The 14,384-nt window shown below is 51.3% G+C and carries 17 protein-coding genes and 1 other annotated feature; all 17 genes read left to right on the plus strand.

Going from position 1 to position 14,384, the window contains the following annotated elements:
* The first annotated feature begins 217 nt into the window (after nt 1–217).
* The 17 genes from cysS (at nt 218) to JUF22_RS06285 (ending at nt 14,370) form a co-directional block, all read left to right on the plus strand.
* Nucleotides 218–1,630, plus strand: a complete 1,413-nt coding sequence (gene cysS / locus JUF22_RS06205; protein ID WP_203644605.1) for a cysteine--tRNA ligase — start codon at nt 218–220, stop codon at nt 1,628–1,630.
* The gene (locus JUF22_RS06210; protein ID WP_203644607.1) at nt 1,630–2,037 is read left to right on the plus strand and encodes a Mini-ribonuclease 3; all 408 of its coding nucleotides are present in this window, start codon (nt 1,630–1,632) and stop codon (nt 2,035–2,037) included. The genes cysS and JUF22_RS06210 overlap by 1 nt, the downstream gene beginning before the upstream one ends.
* On the plus strand, nt 2,037–2,804 hold the full coding sequence (rlmB, locus tag JUF22_RS06215; RefSeq protein WP_203644608.1) for a 23S rRNA (guanosine(2251)-2'-O)-methyltransferase RlmB: 768 nt from the start codon (nt 2,037–2,039) through the stop codon (nt 2,802–2,804). The genes JUF22_RS06210 and rlmB overlap by 1 nt, the downstream gene beginning before the upstream one ends.
* 30 nt (nt 2,805–2,834) lie before the next feature.
* Nucleotides 2,835–3,380, plus strand: coding sequence for an NYN domain-containing protein (locus JUF22_RS06220; protein WP_203644610.1), 546 nt, complete (start codon nt 2,835–2,837; stop codon nt 3,378–3,380).
* 168 nt (nt 3,381–3,548) lie between these two features.
* A complete protein-coding gene (locus tag JUF22_RS06225; RefSeq protein WP_203644612.1) occupies nt 3,549–4,118 on the plus strand; it encodes a sigma-70 family RNA polymerase sigma factor in 570 nt (189 codons plus the stop codon).
* Nucleotides 4,119–4,192: 74 nt separating this feature from the next.
* Complete coding sequence (rpmG, locus tag JUF22_RS06230; protein WP_125765681.1) at nt 4,193–4,342, plus strand: 50S ribosomal protein L33; 150 nt, start codon at nt 4,193–4,195, stop codon at nt 4,340–4,342.
* Nucleotides 4,343–4,388: 46 nt separating this feature from the next.
* Nucleotides 4,389–4,565, plus strand: a complete 177-nt coding sequence (gene secE, locus JUF22_RS06235) for a preprotein translocase subunit SecE (RefSeq protein WP_125583947.1) — start codon at nt 4,389–4,391, stop codon at nt 4,563–4,565.
* A 125-nt stretch (nt 4,566–4,690) separates the two neighbouring features.
* The gene (gene nusG, locus JUF22_RS06240; RefSeq protein WP_125765683.1) at nt 4,691–5,242 is read left to right on the plus strand and encodes a transcription termination/antitermination protein NusG; all 552 of its coding nucleotides are present in this window, start codon (nt 4,691–4,693) and stop codon (nt 5,240–5,242) included.
* 131 nt (nt 5,243–5,373) lie between these two features.
* Complete coding sequence (gene rplK / locus JUF22_RS06245) at nt 5,374–5,799, plus strand: 50S ribosomal protein L11 (protein WP_020088139.1); 426 nt, start codon at nt 5,374–5,376, stop codon at nt 5,797–5,799.
* A gap of 98 nt (nt 5,800–5,897) precedes the next feature.
* On the plus strand, nt 5,898–6,596 hold the full coding sequence (rplA, locus tag JUF22_RS06250; RefSeq protein ID WP_203644614.1) for a 50S ribosomal protein L1: 699 nt from the start codon (nt 5,898–5,900) through the stop codon (nt 6,594–6,596).
* Between the two features lie 72 nt (nt 6,597–6,668).
* Nucleotides 6,669–6,793, plus strand: a sequence feature (ribosomal protein L10 leader region).
* A gap of 25 nt (nt 6,794–6,818) precedes the next feature.
* The gene (gene rplJ, locus JUF22_RS06255; RefSeq protein WP_203644616.1) at nt 6,819–7,325 is read left to right on the plus strand and encodes a 50S ribosomal protein L10; all 507 of its coding nucleotides are present in this window, start codon (nt 6,819–6,821) and stop codon (nt 7,323–7,325) included.
* A 57-nt stretch (nt 7,326–7,382) separates the two neighbouring features.
* Entirely contained in the window at nt 7,383–7,748 is a 366-nt protein-coding gene (gene rplL, locus JUF22_RS06260) for a 50S ribosomal protein L7/L12 (RefSeq protein WP_125765686.1), read from the plus strand.
* 192 nt (nt 7,749–7,940) lie between these two features.
* Nucleotides 7,941–8,636, plus strand: a complete 696-nt coding sequence (locus JUF22_RS06265) for a response regulator transcription factor (protein ID WP_203644618.1) — start codon at nt 7,941–7,943, stop codon at nt 8,634–8,636.
* A gap of 5 nt (nt 8,637–8,641) precedes the next feature.
* Nucleotides 8,642–10,030, plus strand: coding sequence for a sensor histidine kinase (locus tag JUF22_RS06270; protein WP_203644620.1), 1,389 nt, complete (start codon nt 8,642–8,644; stop codon nt 10,028–10,030).
* A 101-nt stretch (nt 10,031–10,131) separates the two neighbouring features.
* A complete protein-coding gene (locus JUF22_RS06275) occupies nt 10,132–11,073 on the plus strand; it encodes a glycosyltransferase family 2 protein (RefSeq protein WP_203644622.1) in 942 nt (313 codons plus the stop codon).
* Between the two features lie 9 nt (nt 11,074–11,082).
* Entirely contained in the window at nt 11,083–11,727 is a 645-nt protein-coding gene (locus tag JUF22_RS06280) for a phosphatase PAP2 family protein (protein WP_203644624.1), read from the plus strand.
* Nucleotides 11,728–11,742: 15 nt separating this feature from the next.
* On the plus strand, nt 11,743–14,370 hold the full coding sequence (locus JUF22_RS06285; protein WP_203644625.1) for a YfhO family protein: 2,628 nt from the start codon (nt 11,743–11,745) through the stop codon (nt 14,368–14,370).
* Nucleotides 14,371–14,384 lie beyond the last annotated feature (14 nt).

The raw sequence follows: 14,384 nt of genomic DNA on the forward strand, positions 1-14,384 counted from the left end.
GGGCCAATTGGCGCTCATTCGGCTTCTTTGTTATCGGGTGAATATGCTACAATGGAGCTAACTCATTTGGTCTTGACTGGTTTGCCTGATTTAAAGGGTCTCGTCGGCGTGTCAATTCGTCGCGTCGGTGTCAGCCTGATCGGGGGCACGCGTAACTAGCCGCCAGCAGGATTAATTTAACCTATAATTCAACTAATGACGTGAAAGGAGCTTCGGCATGCTCAAAGTTTTTAATACCATGACTCGCCAGAAAGAAACATTCGAACCGATTACCCCGGGAGTGGTCAACATGTACGTGTGTGGCCCAACCGTTTACAATTACATTCATATTGGGAATGCGCGGAGTGCCATTGCCTTTGATACGATTCGACGGTACTTTGAGTATCGGGGCTATCAAGTGACCTACGTGTCTAACTTCACGGACGTCGATGATAAAATGATCAATGAAGCCCACAAGGAAGGTATCACCGTGCCTGAATTGGGGGACAAGTTTATTGCGGCCTTTAAGGAAGACACGGCAGCTTTGAACGTGGAACCCGCCACGGTCAATCCTCGGGCAACCGACCACATCACTGAGATTGTGGCCTTTGTTCAGGACTTGATCGATAAGGGCTACGCCTATCCGGTTGATGGGGACGTCTATTATCGGGCACATAAGTTTGCCCATTACGGCGAATTGGCCCATTTGAACCTGGATGACCTGGAAGAGGGGGCTTCTCAGCATACCAATGATGAGGAGACCGCCCGCAAAGAAGATCCCGTCGACTTTGCCCTGTGGAAGGGCGCTAAGCCGGGCGAAATCTCCTGGCCATCTCCTTGGGGAGCCGGTCGGCCGGGCTGGCACATTGAGTGCTCGGTCATGTCGACACACTACCTGGGCGATACCTTTGACATTCATGGTGGTGGCGAAGACCTGATCTTCCCCCATCATCAAAACGAAATTGCGCAGAGTGAAGCCAAGACTGGCAAAACCTTTGTTCATTACTGGATGCACAACGGTTTCGTCACGGTGGGCGATGATGACGAAAAGATGAGCAAGTCGCTCGGTAATTTCGTCACGGTCCATGATATTTTGAAGACCGTGGATCCCCAGACGTTGCGCTTCTTCATGGCAACGACCCAGTATCGTCGGCCTATCCAGTACACGCAACAGAACCTGGATACGGCGGAACGCAACCTGGAACGGCTCCAGACGGCGTACAACAACATGGGTTACCGACTGAAGGATGCCGAAGACGGCAATGATCCTAAGGTTGAACAGGAAACCCGGCAAATTGTTGCCGACTACATTGATGCCATGGATGATGATTTTAACGTGCAAAATGGGGTGGCAGAAGTCTTTGAGCTATCCCGTTTGGGCAACGTTTACGCGGAACGGCCCGTAGTTTTTGCCGGGACGCTAGAATTCATGCGCAAGACGTTAGCTGACCTACTCAGCGTCTTTGGCGTGAAGTTGGCCGAGGCCACGAGTCTGGGCGACGACGGGATTCAAGCCTTGATCGACGAGCGCCTGGCTGCCCGGAAGGCCCGGAACTTTGAACGTAGCGATGAAATCAGAGAACAATTGAAGAACCAAGGGATTATTTTGGAAGACACGCCCCAAGGGACGCGTTGGCGAAAGGAAAATTAATGACAGCGACAGTAGATTATCAACAACTGAATGGGGTGGCACTGGCCTACATGGGCGATGCTTCCTATGAGGTCATCATACGGCGGCACCTGATTGCGGAAGGCTTAGCCAAGCCCAATCATTTACAAAAGAAAGCCACCCATTACGTGTCGGCCAAGGCCCAAGCAGCCTTGATCAGCCTGATGGAACAAGACAGCATTTTAAGCGAGGACGAGTGGACCATGTTCAAACGCGGGCGGAACGCCAAGAGCTACACCCACGCCAAGAACACGGACGTTGTGACCTACCGCATTTCAACCGGGTTTGAAGCCTTAATGGGCTACCTGGCCTTGAGTGGACGGCAGGACCGCGTGGATGAACTCGGCCAATGGTGCATTGAACAAGTAGAAGCGGGGCGGACTGAATAATGACAGAACAAGCAAATACCGAAACCAGTAATGATTTCGTGATTGGCCGGCACCCAGCCGTCGCCGCATTACGGAGTCAACAAACGGTTAACAAGGTCTTTCTCCAAAGTGGCTTAAAGGCTGAGGCTATTGACGAAATTCGGCAATTGGCCAAGAAGCGGCACTTAGTGATTTCCGAAGTGCCTAAGCAAAAGTTGGACCTCTTAACCGACCACCAAAATCACCAAGGGGTCGCGCTGGGTGTGGCCGCGTTTGAATACGCCACGGTCGATGACCTCTTCGCCAACGCCAAAAAGGCCGGCGAAGAACCCTTCTTCTTGATCCTAGACGGCGTTGAAGATCCCCATAACCTGGGGTCTATCTTACGGACGGCCGATGCCAGTGGCGTGCACGGGGTGATTATCCCTAAGCGCCGGGCCGTGGGGTTGACATCAGTCGTGGCCAAGACCTCGACCGGGGCCATCGAACGCGTGCCCGTTGCCCGGGTGACCAACCTGGTCAACACCGTACATGATCTGAAGGACCGCGGCGTCTGGGTCTTTGGGACCGACATGGCCGGGACCGACTACCGGGACTGGAACGCTAAGGGCGCCAGTGCCCTGATCATTGGGAACGAAGGCAAGGGTATTTCTCGCCTCTTAAAGGAAACCGTTGACCAGATGTTAACGATCCCCATGGTCGGTGAAGTGCAGAGCTTGAACGCGAGTGTCGCTGCGGGACTGTTGATGTATCAAGGCTTCAGTTCCCGGCACCCGGTTCAACACTAAGGAACGGTGACGAGCGAGGGGTAAGTTGTAATGAAAGAAGACATTTTAATTGTCGATGCCTACAACATGATCGGCAACTGGCCCAAACTCAACCGGCTGAAGTTAACGGACCGGTTACCAGAAGCGCGGGACGAGCTGTTGAACATGCTGGCCAACTATAAAAAGTTGCGGGATGCCAAGATCACGGTGGTGTTTGATGCCATGTACGTGCCCGGTATTTCCAAGAGCTATAAGCAGTTTGACTTGGAGGTCGTCTGGACGAACCGTGATGAGACCGCCGACAGCTATATTGAAAAATTAGCGAAGGAGCGGCAGACGCGGTTCACGCAGGTGACCGTCGCCACCAGTGACCAGGCGGAGCAGTGGACCATCTTTTCGGAGGGGGCTCTGCGGATTCCAGCCAGGGAACTGCTGACGGACATCGAGCGAGCGCAAAACGAAGTGAAACAGACCGCCCGTGAGTTTGCGGACAAGGGTATCGTGCGCAAGTCGCCGTGGAATGACCAACAGCTGTACAAGTTGGAAAAGCTCCGCGACCAGATGATGGCCAAGCCAAAACGAAAAAAGAAACCGTAAGCCCCTTTCGTGGGGGATGGTGTGGGTGCTTGATGGGCTCACACCATTTTTATTTGGTGGAAAAATCGATTGCATAACAAAATAAATTGCGCGGAAAACGTTCGTTCGCTATGGGGTGCGGACAGGCTCCTTTAGACTTAAGTTACTACTTAAGGGGAGGCGTTACCCGTGTCTGACTTATCCGATCATGCGTTAATTGAATTGCTGCATCAGAGCCTGGATTCACCCGCGTTACCCATTTTGTTTGAGCGCTACCGACCCGTCTTGCAGCGACTGCAGAACCAGTATTTTATCCCGGAGTTTGAACAGGGCGACTGGGAGCAGGAGGCCCTGCTAGTGATGTGTGAAACGGTTCGCCGGTTTGAGACTCAACGGCTGCGCAGCTTTGGCGCTTACTACCGACTGCGCCTGGCCCACCGAATCTTTGATTTGATTCGCCAAGCCCAGGCGCTCAAACGACAAATGACCCGCAACGCCATGTCGATTGAGACGGAGGCCGAGTACATTGCGGACACGGTGCCGGACCACCACTGGTTATTGCGGGAGCAGCTGGAGACTAAGGAGGCCATTTACCAGGTGTTGCCCAGGCTTTCGGGGATTGAGCACACGGTGTTTACCGGGCTACTGCTGGGACAGACGCTAGCGAGTATTAGTCAGCGGCACCAACTGAGTGATCAGCAGGTGCGGGGCGCTTGCCACCGGGGACAGTCGAAGCTGCGACAAGTCCTCGCCGAATGATTGACGGCAGGGGCAAAGGATGGTAAGCTACTACAGTATGAGTTGGATTGGATAAAAATAAAGGTGGTGGAAAGATGGCTCAACGGAAAATTGCCCTGGCCTGTTCAGTTTGCGGGTCGCGGAATTACACCATCACTGCGAGTGCAACACGGACACAACGACTTGAGGTTATGAAGTATTGTAAGTACTGTGGCAAGCACACGTTACACCGGGAAACCCGTTAATTTGACTGATAATCACGACAAACATTAATTTTAGGGAGGCAACACCATGCGTTTATTCCGTTTCTTCAAATCGGTCGGTGCCGAAATGAAACAAGTTTCTTGGCCCGGCGTTAAGCAGACTCGTCACGACACGGGCACTGTGGTCGGCATTTCTGTCCTGTTCGCAATCTTCTTTGCGGTCGTCGACTGGGTCGTGCAATACGGCTTAAAGTTCCTTTCCTAATCGGAATTGTCGGTGGTCAAATCACTTAAAATATGCTATATTAGTTGGTAACAGGGAACTTCGTGTATGCGGAGTTTTTTTATTTTGCCCGAAAAGTCAATGAAAATTAAAGGAGTGCACCAAACATGGTTGAGTCAGCTGAAAAGCAATGGTACGTTCTGCATACCTACGCAGGTTACGAGAACAAAGTTATGGCGAACTTGGAATCACGGTCCGAATCAATGGGGATGCAAGACAACATTTTCCGCGTTGTCGTTCCCGAAGAAGAGGAACACGAAGTTAAGAATGGTAAGGACAAGGTCTCAATGGAAAAGACTTTCCCTGGCTACGTCTTAGTTGAAATGGTCATGAGTGACCAAGCTTGGTACATCGTCCGGAACACGCCTGGGGTTACCGGGTTCTTGGGTTCCCATGGGCAAGGTAGTAAGCCCACGCCACTGTTACCTGATGAAGTGGAACGGATTTTACGTCGTGTCGGGATTTCTGCCCGTCACGCCGACCTGGACGTTGCGCCTGGCGATTCCGTAACCATCGTCGACGGTGCCTTCAGTGGCTTAGTCGGTAAGATTACCGAAGTCGATGACGAAAAGATGAAGTTGAAGGTTAACATCGACATGTTCGGCCGGGAAACCAGTACTGAACTGAACTTTGACCAAGTCGACCCAATCTTAGGCTAATTCAAAAAGAACTTGTTGTGATTAGTAAAGTGTGGTATGATTCTCAGGTATGCGTGACGCATATGTACAAAGTGGGAGGGGCAAACTAACAGCCCCACTTACCACACACGGACTCAAGGAGGTATTGTCTCGTGGCTAAAAAAGTAGCTAATGTCGTTAAATTACAAATTCCTGCGGGTAAAGCAACCCCAGCTCCCCCAGTTGGACCAGCTTTAGGTCAAGCAGGTATCAACATCATGGGCTTCACTAAGGAATTCAACGCTCGTACCGCTGACCAAGCTGGTATGATCATTCCTGTTGTGATCAGTGTCTATGAAGATCGTTCCTTTGATTTCATCACTAAGACTCCTCCAGCAGCAACGCTGTTGAAGAAGGCCGCTGGTGTTGAAAGCGGTTCTGGCGAACCTAACACGAAAAAGGTTGCTACGGTAACCAAGGATCAAGTTAAGCAAATCGCTGAAACTAAAATGCAAGATCTAAACGCAGCTGATGTTGAAGCAGCTATGCGCATGATTGAAGGTACTGCCCGGAGCATGGGCTTCACGGTCGAAGGTTAAGCTCAGTTTTCGGATAGTCGGACACTTCACGAAAATGAAATGTGTCAAGTGGGAGGTTTATCCGTTACAACCACATTTGCAAGGAGGAATACACAAAAATGGCTCACAAACGAGGTAAGAATTATCAAGACGCTGCTAAAATGGTCGAGGCTGACAAGGTCTACGGCATGGGCGACGCGATTGATTTAGTTAAGAAGATGGATTTCGCTAAGTTCGATGCAACTGTTGAAGTTGCCTTCAAGCTTAACGTTGATACAAAGCAAGCGGACCAACAACTCCGTGGCGCATTAGTATTACCAAATGGTACCGGTAAGGAAACCACGGTAATCGTATTCGCTAAGGGTGACCAAGCTAAGGCTGCAGAAGCTGCCGGTGCTGACGTTGTTGGTGAACAAGACTTAGTAGAACGCATCCAAGACGGCTGGTTGGACTTTGACGTTGCGATTGCAACGCCAGACATGATGGCCCAAGTTGGTCGTTTAGGTCGGGTCTTAGGACCTAAGGGCTTAATGCCTAACCCTAAGACGGGGACTGTTACGATGAACGTCGAAAAGGCTGTTTCCGATGCTAAGAACGGGCAAGTTACTTACCGGACTGACCGGGACGGTAACGTTGCTGTTCCATTTGGTAAGGTTTCCTTTGATGCTGACAAGCTTGCCGGCAACTTGAAGACCATTGCCGAAACGATTGTTCGTATCCGCCCAGCCGCTGTGCGTGGGACTTACGTTCAACACGTTTCAATCGCTTCAACGTTCGGCCCTAGTGTCGACGTTGACTTGGCTTCTTTATTAGCCTAAGTTAAATTTTAAATTAAAAAAATCCCCTGCAATACGTTGACAGTGATGCTGAAGTATTGTATGCTATTGAAGTTGTATTTAATAGATCTACCTAAGACTCAGGTGGCCTAATGGTCTTAATTTCCTGCCGAGGAAGAAGTTTACTTAAACTTTTGACTCCTTATGTCTTGGTGACATGGGGATTTTTTTATCCCACCAAACTACTCCGGGAGGTGAATTAATTTGAGTGAACAAGCTATTGCAATTAAAGCTAAAAAGGTTGATGAGGTTGTTGAAAAATTCAACAACGCCACCAGTGCTATCGTCGTTGACTACCGTGGTTTAACTGTTGAAGAAGCAACTGACTTACGGAAGCAATTGCGTGACGCCGGCGTTCAAATGAACGTTATCAAGAACAAAATTTTGGTTCGGGCTGCTGAAAAGGCTGGTTACGAAGATCTGAATGATCTTTTCGCTGGTCCTACTGCCGTTGCATTCTCTAACGATGATGCAATTGCCCCAGCTAAGGTTTTGAAGAAGTTTGCTGACAGCGTTGACGACCTTGAAATCAAGGGTGGTTTCATCGAAGACAAGATTGTCTCCGTTGACGAAATCAACACTTACGCAAGCTTGCCTAGTCGTGAAGACCTGCTCTCTATGCTGGCTAATGTCTTACAAGCACCAGTACGGAACGTGGCTTACGCTGTTAAGGCTATTGCTGAAAAGGGTGACGAAGGCGACGCAGCCTAAGTTCCTGATTCAATTTGAACCATAAAAAATAAAACCCAATTATTGGAGGAAAATAACATGGCTTTTGATAAAGATGCTATCATCGCTTCTCTTAAAGAAGCATCCATTACTGACCTTAACGACTTAGTTAAGGGTATCGAAGACGAATTCGGCGTTTCTGCTGCTGCCCCAGTTGCTGCAGCCGGTGCTGCTGGTGGCGACGCTGCTGCCAAGGATTCATTCGACGTTGAATTAACTGAATCTGGTGACGCCAAGGTTAAGGCCATCAAGGCTGTCCGTGAAATCACTGGTTTAGGTTTGAAGGACGCTAAGGGCCTCGTTGACAACGTACCATCTGTCATCAAGGAAGGCGCTACTGAAGACGAAGCTAACGACATCAAGGAAAAGCTTGAAGCCGTTGGTGGTGTGGTTACTCTTAAGTAATCATCTTCACTTACGAAATGAAAAACCGTTGCCCTCGGGTGACGGTTTTTTTGTGTCCAAATTTTTGGGGACCGGCTAGATCACCGTGCTCACCGGTCGGTTAATTTCTTCTTATGATTGAGACGCCCCAATAGCTTTTTACGGGCAAAATGTTTAAGCTAAGGAAGAAGTTAACTTGAACGGAGTGAGTAGATGGCTGGGACTATTTTAATTGTGGAAGATGACGAAGCGTTGTTGGCGTCGCTGACCACTGAATTACAATTCGAGGATTATACGGTGTTAAATGCGATGGACGGCAAACGGGCCTTAGAGATTTATGAATCTAATCGGGGTCAGTTGGATTTGATTTTGCTGGATTGGATGTTGCCGGAATTGGATGGTCTTGGCGTCTTGCGCCGGATTCGTCGGCATGACAGCTTACCGGTCATCATGATGACGGCCCGTGATTATGTGGGGGATAAGGTTGCTGGGCTGGATACGGGGGCGGATGATTACATCACGAAGCCCTTTGAAATTGAGGAATTGTTGGCCCGTATCCGGGTTATTTTACGACATCAGCAGCACCAGACGACCACGGACAGTCAGCTACATGTGGCGGATGTCACGCTAGATATGCGGGCGCGGCAGGTTCAACGTAATGGCCGACGGGTCCAATTGACCCAACGAGAGTATGAATTATTGCTCTGCTTGATGAAAAATGCCGGGCAAACCATGACCCGGGATGAGTTGTTAGATGCCGTTTGGGGTGTTGATTTCGAAGGACAACCCAACGTGGTGGACGTGTACGTCCGGTATTTGCGGCATAAACTGAACGAAGAAGAAAGTCAGCCCCTGATTCACACGGTCCGTGGCTTGGGCTATGTGTTGTCAGCTGACTACCGTGGGTGATGGCGATGGCAAGAAAAAAGCGTCGCGTATCGACGGCTCAAGAGATTCAGCACCGGTTTATCTGGATGTTGGTGCTGGTGATCATTCTCATGGGGGGGACGATTGTGACCACGGTCGGTTACCAGCTGGTCAAGCAGAGTGAACAGTCCTCCGTCGAACTGATGGCGAGTCTCAAACGATCGATCATCGATGACAAACCGGACTGGGATCACTGGCGGAAGAACAGTTCAATCAACACGAAAAACACGATGGTTCGGGTCTATAATAGCAAGATTGGGGAGGCCCCCGCGACCTTCTATTCCCCCAACACGCAAAAATTTATACGCGCTAGACACTATCAAATGCCCATCTTTTCTGCGGTGGCGTATACGCCGGGTTATGGCTTTACCTATTACCGGTCGGGCACCCGGTTAGGTATTCGGTCGGAAATTTGGCTGAGCCTACGGCCGATTACGAACGTCTTGTTATCAGTCATTCTGGTCGTCGTGATTATTATGATCCTGACGGTGATGATTGGCTGGCTGTACATCCGGTTGACGGCCAGAAAAATTACGAAGCCGTTAGCGAGTCTGAATGTGGCCGCACAGGAACAGTCTCAGGTGCGGACGACCAAGGCCATTTTGCCGGTGCCGACCCAGCCTAGTGAAGTGACCGAACTGGCCCACAGCTTCAATACCTTATTGACCACGATTAACGACCACGCCAGTCAGGAACGGGAATTCATTTCCAATGCGGCCCATGAGTTACGGACGCCAATTGCGGCGATTCGCGGGCACGTGCGCCTGATTGAACGGCGTGGGGCCGAGCATCCAGAGATCATCCCCCGGTCCGTCAAGTTTATTGATGACGAATCGCAGCGCATGCAAAAATTGGTGAACAGCTTGCTGACACTGTCGCGGGCAGACCGGGGAACGCTGCAACTAGATTATTTTGATTTGGCTGAGGCGTTAAATGAGACGGTCGAGGAAGAACGCACGGTGCTGAAGCAGCCGTTAGAGGTGGCTGGCGTCGTGTCGACCGTCATCTATGGCAACGCTGAAAGCGTGCAACAGATTGTGGCGGCGTTGCTAGATAACGCCGGTAAGTACTCGCCGGTGGACCAGCCGATTACGGTGCGCTTGGTCAAGACGGCTACGGCGGTTCAATTGCAGGTGGTTGATCACGGACCGGGGATTGCGGATGTAGACAAGTCCCACATCTTCGAACGGTTTTATCGCGTAGATTCTGCGCGTACCCGGCAGATTGGCGGGACCGGGCTGGGGTTAGCGATTGTGGCCCAGCTGGTGGCTTTGAATCGGGCGACCATTACGGTCCAGGATAACCACCCACAGGGGAGCCAGTTTATCGTGGCGTTTCCGCTGAGCCAACCCAATTCTGATAAACTCTCAGATTAATCTCTTTTGCGACCTATATTAGATTTTGCGGCACTTAACTATCATGGACTTATCAACTGCCATGAGAGTTAAGTGCTTTTTTGTGCAAAGGAGGGTGTCGTATGCAGCTCATTTCAATTGTTGTGCCTAGTTATAACGAACAAGAGAGTTTGCCATTATTTTATAAACGTGTGGAACAAATTATGACCGATTTTAATCGTCACCGGGATCAATTTCAATGGGAGTATTGGTTCGTGAATGATGGGTCAAGTGATGAGACGTTACAACAAATTCAATATCTCCACGCAACAAATCCAGAGGCCGTGCATTACGTGAATTTTTCCCGGAACTTTGGCAAGGAAGCCGCTTTATTGGCGGGGTTAAAGGCTGCGCAAGGGGATTACGTCGCAGTGATGGACGCGGATTTGCAGGACCCACCGGAGCTGTTGCCGACGATGATTCAGATGTTAGTGGAAACGGACGTCGACGTGGTTGCCACGAAGCGCGCCAATCGGCAAGGCGAACCCTGGTTGCGGTCGAAACTATCATCGGCCTTCTACCATGTGATCAATGGCATCTCCCAGGTGAAAATCGTCCCTGGGACCCGCGATTACCGGTTGATGCGCCGTTCCGTGGTGCAAGCCATTATCGAGATGCCAGAGGTCAACCGGTTTTCTAAGGGCATCTTCAGCTGGGTCGGTTTCAAGACGAAATACCTGAGCTTTCGGCATCAGGACCGGGTTGCTGGGAAAACGCATTGGTCCATGCGGCAATTATTGGATTATTCCTTAGAAGGCATCATGGACTATTCAGAAGTGCCACTGGCCATCGCGTCTTGGCTGGGCGGCCTGTCCTTTATCGGCGCCATCCTGGCGATGATTTGGATTGTGGGACGGGCGTTATTGTTTGGTAATCCAACGGCAGGGTGGCCCTCACTGGTCGCCATTATTTTAATGTTAGGCGGTCTCCAGCTTCTGTGCTTGGGGATTCTAGGCAAGTATATTGGGCGAATCTATTTGGAAACGAAGCACCGGCCCCAATACTTGATCAAGGATAAACGGTAGGAGGAGAACATGATTAGACAAAAGAATCAGCAGGCCGCGTTCGGTTGCTTGGGACTATTTCTGATTTTGGCCATTTTAGTCAAAACACAATTTGCGCCGTTGATGCGCTTAGATCAACGCTGGTCGACTAGTTTTAGTGCCAGTGCACTGGGCCAGCACGTTCGGGTCTGGGAATGGTTGACGCTATTCGGGAGCCCACTGGTCATGAGTGGCCTGGCGGTAGTCTTGGCGCTCTTCCTCTGGCGCATTCGGCAGCACAGCTGGGCAGGGGTCACCCTGTTGGGCGTTATCGGTGGGGATGGCCTGTTACTGGTGGTCAAACAGCTGGTTGGTCGGCTACGGCCGCTGCATCAGGTCGTCGCGGATACCGGTTTTAGCTTTCCTAGTGGGCACGTCTTTGGCACGGTGTTACTGGCCGCAATGCTGATTACGCTATTGCACCGGTTTCTAAAGGGCAACGCTGTTTTCTGGTGGGTGACGGCCTTGATTATTCTCGGCGTCATCGGGGTATTGTTGGCGCGATTGGGCCTGCGGGCACACTATCCGAGCGACGTTCTGGGGAGCGTCCTCTTAGCTAATGGCTGGTGGTTAGAAATGATCAGTCTACGAGAATGGGTCGTCCACAAGCGGCAAAAAAATTTGGTTAAAGAGTAAGGATGAGGTGGCAACATGGCAGCATTATCGGCAAAAAAAGTTTGGCAAAATACCGGGATTGCGTGGCTACTGGCACTGGCAATCGTTGCGGGGGTCTTCCTGCACGCAGGCGTGGTGCCATTTGGACCGCATAGTCTGTTGATGAGCGATATGGGGACCCAATACATTCCGTTATTAACCGCCATGCAACACGCCTTAAAGTATCAGGTCTTTCATTTATATTCGTTCTCGCAATCATTAGGGAGCGTGGTGGTTCCCACGGTGGCCTATTATCTATTGAGTCCGTTTAACCTGATTGTGGTCTTTTTCAGTGCAGCACAGGTCCCGGTAGCGGCTAGCCTGATTGTCATGACCAAGATTGCCACCATCGCGGCAACCATGACCTGGTATTTGCAGCACCATTTCCGGACGCCCCAACGCCTGACCGTGACTTTTGCGCTGGCGTTCAGCTTTTGTGGGTTTGTCGCGGTGAATTACTTTGACTTCATGTGGTTGGACTCCTTAATCATTTTGCCATTGGTGGCAGGCGGTATTGACCGCTTGGTACGGGAGCAGCGGCCGGGGATGTTTTTCGGCTGGCTATTGGCCAGTATCGTGACCAACTATTACTTGGGGTACATGACGTGCTTGTTTGCGGCGCTCTACTTTGTTTACGTGCTAGTTAACTGGTCGGCGATACGCGATGTGATCACCCGTCCGGCCGACTGGTATGGACGGTTGAGTCAATTTGTCCTGACAGCGATGTTCAGTGGGCTTAGTGCCGCGGTGATCTTGATTCCCACCGGGATTGGGATGCTCCAGACGGCCAAGTCCGCGACCAGTGCCATCAATTGGCGACCGGTCCCAGAGTTCGGCCTGGAAATCTTCTCCCAGTTTGGGGTGGGGGCCACGACCTATTCTCAGCGTCTGTGGCACGCACCAACCGTATTTGTGTCGAGTGTCGTGGTTGTGTTAGTGCTCACGTACTTTGTTCATCCCCGCATCACGAAGCAACGTAAATGGTCGGCAGCGGGTCTTTTGCTAGCCCTGTTCCTGGCTATGTGGGTGCGGACGTTTAATACAATTTGGCACATGATGCAGGCGCCGGCTGGGTTTCCGTTCCGCAATGTCTTCTTCCTCAGCTTTATCATGGTTGAATTGGCCTTTGCTGCCTGGCAAGCGGAGCCGCGACAAATCAAGCGGTACTGGCAGTGGGGGCTGCCGGCGATACAGGCTCTGAGTGTGGTCGTGGGCGCGTTATTTATCAAAGGGATGCTGAAACTCGTGCAGGGCTACTCTGCGAGATTGGCGACCTACTATCGGCACATTCAGACGATTCACTGGACGAGCGTTGGCTTGTCGGTATTGTCTATTGGCTTAGCGGCTGTGGTCATCTTTGCCACGCAGAAAATTTGGCGTAAAGGACTCATTAGTTTGCTGGTCATCACCGAGGTCGGGGGAAACTTTATGCTGGCCATGCGCGGTAGTGCCTTTGGCCATGCGCAGGCTTATGCCGTGGCTTATCAGGCCGAGAACCGACAAATGGGACAGGTCAATGATCCGGACGGGCAACTCTACCGGGTTCAAAATGACAATACGTTAATTAACCGGGCTTACACGGGTCATTACAACAACTACAATGATAGTCTGTTGTTTAATTTCCATGGCGTGGCGGCGTACAGTTCGACCTTAAACGAACAAACGCGCCAGACGCTGCAAAAGCTGGGCCTCTTCAGTGATAACGTGCGGCGCATCGGCGCGACGGGGTTGACCCCACTGAGCGAACTGTTGCTCGGGGTCAAGGATTCCGTCCATCTGACGGGGAGCCAGTCCGTGACCACGCCATCGGCCAGTTACAGTGGGATGGGCTTTGCCGTCTCACCAGCGTTGGCGGCCGTGCAACTGAGTAGTGACGCGTTACGGAATCAGGAAGCCTTGATGCAGGCACTTCGACCGCAAAAACAGGCGTACCTGGCGCAAGCTAAACTCGTCAGTGATCATGTCAAACATGTTGGGGTCATCCATGGGGTGAAAACGACTTATCCGGAACATCACGTGTTGACCATGCGAGCCACGGCGACCGGCCCCGTCTACTTTTGGGCCGTGAACGGTGGCACCAAGTATGCAACGATGCAGGTCAACGGCCGGTCAATTAAGCCGGCGACGAATAGTAATGGCCAGGCCGTCTTACTCAAGCTAGGGGACTTCAAGCGGGGCCAATTGCTGACCTGTCGCTTTGCAGCCACCTATGCCGTTGCCCTCTACAAGACTCAGATCATGAGTCTTCGGCAGAGCGACTTTACCAAATTGGTTCAGGACGTGCGCCAACAAAAGTTAACGCTGCGAACCCAAGAGAGTCGGTTCCAGACCAAGCTTACGGGGCACGTTCAGGGATCCGCGCAAAAGTCTGAACTATTCCTGAGCATCCCCTATGATACTGGCTGGCAAGCACGGGTCAATGGCAAACGGGTGACCGCTCAGCGGCTGGTTAATGGCTTAATGGGCCTGCCAATTCAACCGGGAAAAAACCGGATTCAGTTGACCTATCACGTGCCAGGCGGCCGTTTAGGGCTGGGTATCAGCCTCGCGTCGCTGTTGGGATTCGCTGGCCTCAGCTGGTATTGGCGCAAACGGCGTCAACCAGCGGCTAAACATGCCAAATAAAAGTAAAGGAGCAC

Origin of the sequence: Levilactobacillus lanxiensis, from assembly GCF_016861655.1 — a bacterium.
Classification (GTDB): domain Bacteria; phylum Bacillota; class Bacilli; order Lactobacillales; family Lactobacillaceae; genus Levilactobacillus; species Levilactobacillus lanxiensis.